This is a genomic window from Vibrio sp. V39_P1S14PM300 (assembly GCF_009904765.1).
Classification (GTDB): domain Bacteria; phylum Pseudomonadota; class Gammaproteobacteria; order Enterobacterales; family Vibrionaceae; genus Vibrio; species Vibrio proteolyticus.
Genome location: NZ_WXWP01000284.1, coordinates 1 through 11144, shown reverse-complemented (window position 1 = coordinate 11144; position 11144 = coordinate 1). Strand labels below are relative to the sequence as shown.

The 11144-nt window shown below is 52.5% G+C and carries 9 protein-coding genes; 3 read left to right on the top strand and 6 right to left on the bottom strand.

Annotated elements, in window-relative coordinates:
• Positions 1 to 123: 123 nt before the first annotated feature.
• Entirely contained in the window at positions 124 to 1938 is a 1815-nt protein-coding gene (locus CAG65_RS14640) for a cytotoxic necrotizing factor Rho-activating domain-containing protein (RefSeq protein ID WP_161454122.1), read from the top strand.
• A 40-nt stretch (positions 1939 to 1978) separates the two neighbouring features.
• Here CAG65_RS14640 and CAG65_RS14635 read toward each other — a convergent pair whose 3' ends face one another.
• The 4 genes from CAG65_RS14635 to CAG65_RS14620 all read right to left on the bottom strand — a co-directional run bounded on the left by CAG65_RS14635 (position 1979) and on the right by CAG65_RS14620 (position 7027).
• Positions 1979 to 3733, bottom strand: a complete 1755-nt coding sequence (locus CAG65_RS14635) for a hypothetical protein (protein WP_161454121.1) — start codon at positions 3731 to 3733, stop codon at positions 1979 to 1981.
• Between the two features lie 338 nt (positions 3734 to 4071).
• Positions 4072 to 5037 carry an L-Ala-D/L-Glu epimerase gene (ycjG, locus tag CAG65_RS14630; protein ID WP_161454124.1) on the bottom strand — a complete coding sequence of 322 codons (966 nt, stop codon included), beginning with the start codon at positions 5035 to 5037 and terminating at the stop codon, positions 4072 to 4074.
• Positions 5038 to 5044: 7 nt separating this feature from the next.
• On the bottom strand, positions 5045 to 6061 hold the full coding sequence (dgcN, locus tag CAG65_RS14625) for an N-acetyltransferase DgcN (protein WP_161454120.1): 1017 nt from the start codon (positions 6059 to 6061) through the stop codon (positions 5045 to 5047).
• A gap of 93 nt (positions 6062 to 6154) precedes the next feature.
• Positions 6155 to 7027, bottom strand: coding sequence for a LysR family transcriptional regulator (locus tag CAG65_RS14620; protein ID WP_161454119.1), 873 nt, complete (start codon positions 7025 to 7027; stop codon positions 6155 to 6157).
• 309 nt (positions 7028 to 7336) lie between these two features.
• Here CAG65_RS14620 and CAG65_RS14615 point away from each other — a divergent pair, with 309 nt between their 5' ends.
• Positions 7337 to 8938: an ABC-F family ATP-binding cassette domain-containing protein gene (locus tag CAG65_RS14615; protein ID WP_161454118.1), complete on the top strand. Its 1602-nt coding sequence runs from the start codon at positions 7337 to 7339 to the stop codon at positions 8936 to 8938.
• Here the strand turns inward: CAG65_RS14615 and CAG65_RS14610 are convergent.
• Together CAG65_RS14610 and dmeF are read right to left on the bottom strand one after the other, a co-directional pair.
• Positions 8922 to 9338, bottom strand: a complete 417-nt coding sequence (locus tag CAG65_RS14610) for a MarR family winged helix-turn-helix transcriptional regulator (protein WP_161454117.1) — start codon at positions 9336 to 9338, stop codon at positions 8922 to 8924. The genes CAG65_RS14615 and CAG65_RS14610 overlap by 17 nt on opposite strands.
• 1 nt (position 9339) lies before the next feature.
• Positions 9340 to 10254: a CDF family Co(II)/Ni(II) efflux transporter DmeF gene (gene dmeF, locus CAG65_RS14605; RefSeq protein ID WP_237668820.1), complete on the bottom strand. Its 915-nt coding sequence runs from the start codon at positions 10252 to 10254 to the stop codon at positions 9340 to 9342.
• A gap of 152 nt (positions 10255 to 10406) precedes the next feature.
• Here dmeF and CAG65_RS14600 point away from each other — a divergent pair, with 152 nt between their 5' ends.
• Positions 10407 to 11024: an NUDIX hydrolase gene (locus CAG65_RS14600; RefSeq protein WP_161454116.1), complete on the top strand. Its 618-nt coding sequence runs from the start codon at positions 10407 to 10409 to the stop codon at positions 11022 to 11024.
• The last annotated feature ends 120 nt before the right edge of the window (positions 11025 to 11144 follow it).

Genomic DNA, 11144 nt, shown 5'->3' with positions numbered 1-11144 from the left:
ATGGGCGGTCGACAAAAAATAACTAAAAAGAAATGAAATTATGTATTTATGCGTTTTGTTGAGCATCCCTGTTGGCATTACTTGATTACGATGAGCGAAAAAAACATCGTACGTAGAGAGTCAATGATGCCAAATACCAAAAAAACAGCAGCCCGATTTGTCGCGGCTTATTATCCGCCGGTAGAGACACCCCAGTCTAAATGTCTGCCAACCAGGGAGACGGTCAGAGAAAAACCTCAGCCGAGTGCTCGCTTTCAGTGCGTACTGAGAATCTATACCGCTGAGGATGAACTGAGTCAGTACAGTGTAGGGCGAGGTCAGTGGAAACTGCTGACGAATACAAAAGGGGTTGCGCCTTTGGCCAACTGGGAAGTGAGCTCACAAGACGACGGGACCACGTTACTGACCGCGTCTTGCCATAAAGAAGCCAGTCGCCGGTTAGTGTATGAGTGGATTAGAGGGGCGGGTTATGGCAAACAGTATGAGGTCATGACCCGCCCCAAAGGCTCGTCTGACATCAATGCACAGTTTGTTCCCGTTAAACTGGCTTTGCTTCGTGACGGTGTCGCAGGCTGGCCAACGCAAGGCTACTTCTATCATTTTATTGATGGAGCGCTGCAGGCTGAATGCCAGATTGCAGGCGAAGGTCGCTGGAGCTATCAGTTGCTCTGTTCGGACGAACGCGGGCTGGATGAGCGTCCGCTGTTCGAGCGCCATCTTTCGCATTTTTTGCTGCCCTATCGAATCGAGAACCATTCGCCGGGTGAGCAGTATTTACTGTATCGCCGTGAACGACTTTCCACTGAAGAGTGGGCCAGCCTCTCATCTTCATGGTTGGCTCAGCATGGACTTCGCCTGAATATGGACGCTGTCATTGCCGCGTTCAATGGCCCGTCGACGACAGAAGTTCGACAAGAAGATATTCCGCCAAGTGGTCACTTGCGAGTTGGCCATGTGTATCCGTTTGGGGATGTCTGGGGCCAATATCGCCATCCGAAATTGGCTCCTGAGCTGGTGCACATTCAGACGGATTCTTCTGTGAACCAACGTATGCCTGTCGTGATGGTGGGAGAATGGGACGGAGAGGGGTACAGCACCGGTGAGCAGGTTTCGATGACACAATTGACCGGACGAGGGCCGTTTTACCTCAAAACGCCACGCGCACCACGAGCGAAGTTTTGGTTTTCGCGGATTGATCAAAGGGCAGAGTTTAGCGCGGAAAAAGCCTCTGAGCGTCTCAGTGACAGCGACCAACGGGATGTACTGGAGTGCAGTGATGGCACACAGATGACGTCGTTCAACAAATCAATGAACGCTTGGGTGACTCATTTCTGGGATGACAATCCACTGCCCGAAGAGCTGGATGTGCTTGTGTTGCACAATGGTTATACCGGAGCGGCAGGCGTACGCATTGACCTGGATGAACTGGATCCGGGCCAGCAAATACTTGTGACGGGTGGAACATTGAGTGGCTGCACCATGGTCACGGGTGTCAAAGGGCGGCAGTTTTACGCCTTGCATGCCGGGACAGCGATCTCTCCCAATGAGTGGAAAACAGGTCAGCACGGAGTGCGCGACAATTATGCACTGCTTAAATTGATGATGCCTGAGAACGATCTGACGGCACCGCCTGAGTGGGATAATGATGGTATGCCAGCATTACTGGATTGTTTTTCTAAGGCAACCATGGCCTACAGCGGAAAGCCGGAAGCCAAAATGCAGCGTGCGGACGCGCGTTGTTTTAATTATTATCGGCCGGAAATTCTCTACAGTGTTTGTTGCTCGTTCTCACTGATCAAAAAGGACCGCCACGGTAACGTCAGTGTTGAGACGTTAACCGAACTGGGCGAGATCAGTCAGGACAGTTCTGCAGAGAATAAGAGTGTTTCTAATTTTGTTTATGAGGCGCGTGACACTCGGGTGAAAGTATTACTTTGAGTGCAAACTACCCTGCGCGGAGCGTCCGCGCAGGGTCACATCAGTTTGCCACGCGTTCTATCGTTGTGATGCCAGTGCTGACGACTCGAGAAGCCGGCGCAGCCTGCACTTGCGCCCAGTGCTGTTCTGATCTCAGTACTCTCGGGCGAATCTGATAATTCTGTATTGCCGGAGCGTGTTCCTGCCGCTGATAATGGATTTCCCATTTTCGTGCCGAGGCGTTGTACTTCATGAACGCAAATGCGGTGATGTTCTCAATGGTGCTGTCACCATGCTGGTAGTAGCCATAGTCTCGGTAACTCATGTAGTTCAGCAAACCGTTACCATGCTCAGCCAGGTTGTTGTATTGGGTGTTTTCTTTCCCGCCTTCAACGTGATACACCCGCAGTGTGTTGTCATCCCACTCGTCGACAACAAAGGAGCATCCGCTAAAACTTGGCGTGAAAATGTATTGGGGATCCCGATGCGGATTCGGATGCTTAGGCACATCCAGGAACTTACCTTGGGCAACCCAGTAGGCCAGTTGCGATGTGTTGTTGTCTGGTATTTCTCCGGCTGCCGTATCGACGATTTTCAATGCGCCGAGCGTGCCGTGATTGTGGCTGAATTGTAATCCGGTAAAGACCAGCTGTCCGCCATCTTGAATATCCTGACGGGTACTGGCGTGCAGAGTATTGAGTTGTCGGTTGAGCAAATCACAACTGACCGGTTGTTGGCCGAAATTACCCTTGAGCAGAGCGTCGGGTTTGACAGGCGAACCTGTTGCTTCCAGCGTGTCTTTTTTCATCATCTGAGGCGGCCGAGCGTTCGCGATGGTCCGTTCATCACCCGCCAGGATTCGGTTGGAGTGGACTGCGTCGATTTTGGCCACGTTAATCACAGGCAAGTTGTCGGGTACCGAGGCGTACATGATATGTAAGGCGTTGTCCGCAGCCTGGCGGTTGCTGTACTGCCCCCAGATATCGCCAAATGGGTACGCCGAGCCAACCTGATATTCAGTGATGACAGCTTCCACTGACTGGTCACTTTGTGGTTGCGCCCGCTTTTTGCAGCGGTGTTGACGCACGGCCGCAATGTTGTCCATATCCAGTCGGGTTGCGTGAGTATCCAGCCAGTTTGTGTCGATGGTAGCAAGAGTGTCTGCGTTTAGTTTGGTGCCACGGTAGAGCAAGTGCTGCGGAACGGCCGGTGATGATTCCACTTTGTAAGGCAACAGCAGCGTGGCTAACTGATGAGGTGACTGGAGTTCATCGCTCAACTGATGAGCGTCGGAGCGGGTGATCTGAAACGTCCACCGCTCATCGCCCATCAGGCGGTATTCTTTGTTCAGGTGGCCATCAATGAAGTGATAAAAATAGCCCTTTGTTACCCAGCACAAATAGTCGTCGACCTGCACGGCCAGTTTGACGGGCAAAAATTGCGCGTTGTTCACACCCGCACTTTGTCCGTTAGGTTGCAAGGTGTACTGTTCGGCCTGACCCGCGTTCTGAAACTGTTCGTGATAGAGGGTTTTTGGCTCTTGTACAAAGCAGCGCGCCGTTAACAGCGCGTGTCCGTCAGTGTCTGCGGTCTTAGTCCACTTGGTGATGGCAGGCTCGTTAACAGTCCGGGCTAATGACCAAGTGCCTACTTGAAGCGGGATCAGTTCATCTGGAGTACATAAGACTTTCAGGTTGCACTCATATTGCGGTGTGGGCGCAGGTTTTTCATTGACGATTCTGACTCCGGATGATGGAGCGCGAGGCGCTTCCTGAACAGGTTTATAGCCAGCTGGAACGTACTTTGGTTGCTTCATATAAGAGTGAAAGACGGACACACAATTTGGTTTGAGGATTTTAGCGGAAGCACGCGTTTAATGTTGCCTAAACCTCTAGGTGATTTGGCTGAATTGCCAGTTAAACGGTAACTGGTTGATTTTTATTCGAAATAAATGTGTTGGTTGATTGGAAATGAGTGTCCTATTCAGAACATGGATGCTGTTATTGTTGCTAATCGCAGTAAATCTGACTTTAAGTGTGATGGGTGTCTTCTTGTGCTTGGAGGCAACCGAATTTCTCGCTGGCCTTTCTCGGCATTATAACCAGAGATAAGGTCGAAACGGGGGAGATAGAGCGCTTCCCCCTGTCATATTGACTATATCCATAGCCGTCCACGATGGTATTGCAGACCGTCAGCACAATCCTGACCAAGCAGCACAGGCCCGTCGAGGTCAACGATCTCGGCGCGTGTGGCCAGTGGCAGTGCGGCCTTCATTGCCATCGACGTCCCTAGCATACAACCCACCATTATGCTCATACCAAGACCGCGTGCTGCTTGCTCAAGCGCCAGAGCCTCAGTCAGGCCACCGCTCTTATCCAGTTTAATGTTGATCATTTCGTAACAGCCGGTCAGCCCTGGCAAATCGTCACGCGTGTGGCAGCTTTCGTCGGCGCACAAAGCTACCGGATGGGCGATATTCCTCAATCTCTCGTCTTCACCTTTCATCACAGGTTGCTCAATCATGGCGATGTCCAGCTTGGCTAACCTGACAAACAGATCTGCCAAATCGAGGTGCGTCCAGGCTTCATTCGCGTCCACAATGATTTTGGTGCTCGGTACCGAAGCTCGTACCACTTGTAAACGTTCAATAATCTGCTGTTCATCGAGCTTGATTTTTAGTAATGAGGCGCCGCTTGCAACATACTCACTGGCTTGTTCAGCCATTGCGGATGGCGTATCCACGGATACCGTCATGGCCGTTTCTATGTTGGGCGAAATAGCGAAATACGGCGCCGGAAAGTGGCTGTCCGCCAGCGCTGCTTCGAGGCGCCACAACGCACAATCGAGCGCATTGCGTGCCGCGCCGGCGGGCTGTTGTTGCAGAGCTTGTCTGGCCACATTGGGCGCCAAGTGTTCGATAGCGCGGCTGAACTGACGGATCTGCTCCTGCACTGAAGTGACCGACTCGCCATAGCGGGGATAGGGGGTGCACTCTGCTTCACTTTGCAGGCCGTGATAATCCAGGGTCACCCGGACCACATCACAATGAGTACGAGCGCCTCGTGCAATACGAAACGCGCGCGCCATTTCAATAGAATGAGCCTGAGATTGAATACTTATCATGCGTCTAATCCTCCGATGGCCAGGTGCGGATCGTGTCCGCAATCGATTGGATACCAAAGCGTACCGGATCCGTGACCGGTACCTGATAGTGCTCGCTCCATTGTGCGCACAAGGTTGCGGCTTGTTGACTATCTATTGCGCTGGTATTGAGACACATTCCGGCCAGGCGGACATTGGGATTGGTCACCCGCGCTGCCGTCAGATTGGCCGTGATGGTTTGTTCTATGGTGGGCAATGCCGCGTGGGGCAAATGGCGAATGTGCGCACGGCCTATCTCATGACACACTACCAGTGCATCTGGCTGTGCTCCGTGAAGTAAGCCCATACTTACGCCGGCAAATGATGGGTTAAACAACGACCCCTGGCCTTCGATAATATCCCACTCGTGATCCGAAAATGCCGGGCTAATGGCTTCAACAGCGCCGGAAATAAAGTCAGCGATCACCGCGTCAACCGCGATGCCGCGTCCTTCGATTAAAATGCCAGTCTGTCCGGTGGCCTGAAAGCGGGCCTTGACCCCCTGTTTGTTCAGCGCGTGCTCTAGTGCCAACGCCGAATACATTTTTCCTACTGAGCAGTCGGTACCAACGGTGAGCACTCGCTTACCGGCGCGCTTTTTGCCGTTGCCAACACTCAGTGGCAAATCATAATGACGCACATCGAAGAGGCGAGTTTTTCCTGCCTGTGCCAAATGCCGCAGTGCGTCAATGTCGTCAAGTCGCTGATGCATGCCCGAAGCAATATCAAACCCTTGTTCCGCGGCGGCAATCAGTGTGGCTTGCCAGTTTGCCGGGATCACTCCTCCGGCGTTGGCGGTGCCGATAACCAGAGTACGGGCGCCTTGGTGTTTTGCCTGTGTCAGGCTGAGATCCGGCAGGCCAAGGGAGACGGTATCCGTTGTCAGACGAATTTGACCGAGGCAACTGTCGGGACGCCATTGATGGATACCGCGCGCGGTTTTCGCAGCAATGGGATCGGTTACGTCACCGAGAAAAAGCAGGTAGGGTTGGGTGATGTTCATCAGCATTCCTTTGAGTTTGGTCTTGTCTCCTCACTCTAAGGCTGAGCCTTGCGCGTGCCGAATGCTTATTTGTTGCTCCCCTATAACGTGCGGTTATAGGGTGTTGAGTGTCTCAATGAACAGTCTGGTGGAGATGGATAACGGCGAGTGCTCGGCGTAGAGCACCGATACCGCAATCGGGATGGTGGGGGCCAGCGCACAGACATCAAGTCGGGTGGCATAATGACGTGCGGTCCATGGGTCGACAATCGCGATACCGGCGCCGTGTAACGCCAGTTCAGCCGCTGCTGCATAACTGCGAACGGTAATCGGGTGGTAATAGTTCGGGTCAATGGCGTGAATCACCTGATGCAACTGCATACCGAGAGGATCTCGCGGATCCAGTCCGATAACGGGCAGAGTTTGAGTCAGCAACGATGCCATGTTCAAAGGGGATGGCAAGTCTGTCCGGCTGAGCGAGTAGGGCAGCAGAGCCACCATTGTTTCCTTTAGTAGAGGAAGTTGAGCAACGCCGGTCGGGGTGTCCTCTCCAAAGCAAACTGCGACGTCCAGTTCATGGCGCAGCAGAGCATGGCACAGTTCATCGCGGTTCGCGGTCGCGAGTTCAAATGAGATCGCGTCATTGCGACGAAGACGGGCAATCGCTTCGGGGAGTAACTTGGTGGCCAGGACCGGTGGCGCGCCGATGCGAATATGCTGGCTGCCTTTTTTAACTTTGTTGGTTAATGCGCGAAACTGGCCGAGCTGTTGATATACCCGCTCCGCTTCTGGGAGCAGAGTTTGCGCCTCCGGAGTAGGGATAAGTCGTCCTTTCACTCGTTCGAACAGGGCAAACCCCAGTTGCTGTTCGGTGTGTGCCAGAACCCGGGTGACATTGGGCTGAGATACATGCAGATTCTTGGCGGCCCCAGAGACTGTGCCGGTTTGCATGATGGCGTAGAACACTTCCAACTGGCGCAGATTCATGGTGCTTCCCGGTAGGTAACGATACGGTCAATGTAATTCAATCCCTTAGCGAAGAAAAGTGTCAGTCCTGATCACGCCGCGCAATTTTATTCTTGATCACCCATCATGCTTATGACTAGAATCTGACCATCACTTCTTCAGGAGACTGCGCCACAATGGATATCTAACACCTGTCATCCAAACCAACATTTTTTCTTTTTTGGATATGCAGGGTTAGTGGGCGTAGCTTCGTCATACCTGACTTTACACAATCGATTCGACTCTGATCACGCGTTAGCTGCGTCTGTGCCCCTGTCTACAGGAGGCTCAATGCCAACTCAATCTTCTTTACCTATGATTCAGGCGACTCGCCTGAGCTACACCTTTGATAATGGTCATACCTTACTAAGTGAAATCAACGGCTCGCTAACCGATAAGCGCACTGGCTTAGTCGGTCGCAATGGCGTTGGTAAGTCGGTACTGGCGTCACTGCTCGGTGGCGAATTGACGCCCACCGGCGGCAGTGTGCAATGTTCAGTCACGCTGCGTACTTACAGTCAGCAACCGTCTCACCTGCTGAACTCTGAGTTGAGCGTGGCTGAATTTCTCGGCGTATGGCCGGTGCTGGACGCGCTGCAACAGATAGAAAATGGCCACTGCGACCCGGAACTCTTCGAACGTGTGGGTGAGCGCTGGACTCTGCGTGACGAATTGGCAAAGCTGATGCTCTCGCTTGGTCTGCCGGACAATGTGCACTTATCATGCCGGGCATTAAGCGGTGGGCAGCTTTCGCGTCTGCAATTGTGGCAGTTGTTTCAATCAACCGCTGAGCTTTTGATTCTGGATGAACCGTCGAATCACCTGGACGAAACCGCGCGACAATGGCTGGTGGCTCAAATGCGTGAATTTTCTGGTTCTATATTGCTCGTCAGCCACGACCGGATTCTGCTGCGGGAAATGGCTCAAATCTGGGAACTTGGTTCACTGGGTTTGACCCAGTACGGCGGAAACTACGACCACTACGTGGCGCAGAAACATGCAGAGCAAACCGCGTTGACACGCCAGTGCCAACGGCTGGATAAAGAACACAAGCAGCTCGCGCGTCAGATACAGCGTAATCAGGAGAAGGCTGAACAGCGTTCTGCCCAGGGCAGGCAGTTACGTCGTCAGGGAGGCGTACCGAAGATCGTGTTAAATCAGCGCCGCAGCGATGCATCGGCCAGTGCGTCCGGACGGATTCGCGCCGGGCAGCAGCGGCAGAGTGAACTGCATCGCAAGCGTGAAGCGGTTCAGGACAAACTCGATCCGGCGGTGAAACCTAAGATCTACCTGCCGGTGACGCAAGGTTCGGCAGCCACACTGGTGACGCTGCGTGACCTTATTTTGCCATTTGGTACCGGCACACCGCTCAATCTCAGATTAACCGCGCGACATCGCTTGCTGCTCAGCGGTGACAATGGCAGTGGGAAATCGACGTTGTTGAAAATCATCAGCGGGGAGTGTTTTCCGCGTTCCGGAGAGCGACATATCAACACATCAGTGTGTTATCTGGATCAGCATTTCTCCTTTCTCACTAACGAACTTACTATGTTGGAGTGTCTGATGTCACTCTGCCGGGGGCTGGCAGAATCACAGGCTCGCACCCTTTTGGCGGGTATTGGCTTTCGTCGGGACGCGGTATTTCGCCAAGTCTCTGTGCTCAGTGGCGGTGAGAAAATGAAACTCGCCATGTTGGTAGTGAGTCATCAACCGGGCTTTCCGCTGTTACTGTTGGATGAGCCGGACAACCATTTGGATTTGCCTTCTCGGCAGGAATTGGCGCAGGCACTGGCCGAGTATCAGGGGGCATTTGTCGTGGTCACGCACGACCAGGAATTCGCTCAGCAAGCCGGGGTAAAGCAACAGCTGACGTTAATCAGAACTCGCGATTGATTTTGCCCAAACAACGAATTAACACGTCGCGTTCTTGTTGATCAACATGACGGGTGAGATCTTCCACCAGAGCTAAATGAAGTTGATTGTGATGGCGATGTAAGGCATCTCCGCTGGGGGTTAACTGGACGACAATCGAACGACGATCATCCGGATGAGGGCAACGCTCAATCAGCTCAGCTCTCACCAACTTGTCCACCTGAACGGTTAATGTGCCGGTGGTGATGCCCAGCCGGTCCGCCAGCTCTTTCATGCGCAGTGGACCGTGGTTGCCCAGTACCTCGATGGTGTGAATTTGCGCCAGAGAATACCCGGTGCCTTTCACCACCGACTGTTCCCACGAAGAGAGCTTGTCGTAAAATTCAATCAGTAGGTGGTTGAGAGTCTCTAGCGATGGCATGTTAGTGTCCGGTGGTAACTTCTAAGGTAAGGTGGTGAATCTTATCAAATTGTTCCAGTTGTTGCCTGTATTCATCGGTTGTTTTTTTGCAACGGGAGGTCAGGCTGATCGCCGCCGCGTAATGATCGGCACTGACTTTCCACACATGCAAGTCGGTCACGGTCGCGTCTTTTTCCAATTCTTGTTGTACCTGCCGCTTGTAGGCGTCATCAATACTCTCATCCAGCAGTATCGGACTGGTTTGTTTCATCAAACCCAGTGTCCATTTGGCGATCACCAGCGCCCCGACCATCCCCATCAGTGCATCGAGCCAGATCCAGCCAAGGTATTTACCGACGATCAGCGCCATGATAGCGAGCAAGGAGGTCAGAGCGTCGGCGAGAACATGCATGTAAGCCGCGCGCAGGTTATGGTCATGATGATGAGTGTGGTTTGAACCATGCTCGTGAGCGTGATGATCGTGACTGTGATGGTCACCCAGCAGCAGCATGCTGGCAAGGTTTACTACCAGGCCGATCACGGCGACGACGATCGCCTCATTGAACTGAATCGCATGTGGGTTAAACAGACGCAGAAGCGATTCAACAAACATGATTAGAGCAACGATGCCCAGTGCAATTGCGCTGGTGTAGCCCCCCAAGACACTGACTTTGCCAGTACCAAAGGAAAAACGGCTGTCGCTAGCGTGCTGACGGGCATAGCGATAGGCGAACAACGTAATACAGAATGCGGCGGCATGGGTTCCCATGTGCCAGCCATCCGCCAGTAATGCCATGGAGCCATATAGGGTGCCTGCGGCGATCTCCACGATCATCGTAATCAGTGTCAGCGCCAGAACATACTTGGTACGGCTTTCTCCGGCATGCTGAGCGGGATGTGCAGTGTGTTGATGCATTGAACAGCGAGAATTTGACATATTGTTTGATTTTCAAAGTATCTGATAAAAGTAATATTTGATCATCAAACAATATGTGTCAAACCAATTTTATCTAACAGCTTGACGATACACTAACTTCTCCGTTGCTGAGTTTGCTAGTCTGGGCCATCAATATTGCTCAGGAGCGTGGTATGAATCGTTGGATTGACTGGGTTAAGCAGATCCGGGCCATCAGTCAGGCTGGGCTGACTTACTCCAAAGACAAATTTGATATTGAACGTTTTGTGCAGTTGGAAGCCATTGCTGCGGATATGTTTGCTCATCTGAGTAGTGCGCCGGTCGAGCAGGTGGCAGAACTGTTTCTACCGGAAACCGGCTACCCAACGCCGAAAATTGATCTACGGGCTGGCGTGATTAGAGACGGTCAGATCTTACTGGTGCGTGAGCGCGAAGATGGGCTCTGGACACTACCTGGTGGCTGGGCTGATGTGTGTGAATCGCCGTCGGAGGGCGTGATTCGGGAAGTGCTGGAAGAATCCGGTTACGTGGTGGCGAACCCGAGGCTGGTTGCGGTGAAAGATCGAGATAAACATCCCTATCTACCCAAATATCCGTTTCACATCTATAAGCTGTTTTTCTTATGTGACTGGGTCGGTGGGAAAGCGCAGGACAACCTTGAGATATCTGAAATTGGCTTCTTTGCGCCGGATGCATTGCCACCATTGTCGTTGGGGCGGGTGAGCGCTGATGACATCGCTATGCTGTTTGAATATAACGCGCATCCTGATCAGCGGATATACGTTGACTAAACCAGAGGTGGTGACGAAAAAATACCGCGCATCAAGCCGATGCGCGGATTAAAAAGGGCACCATAAAATGGTTAGTTACAAATTGGAGATAAAGGCCATTCCGTTGACGACGGAACACCT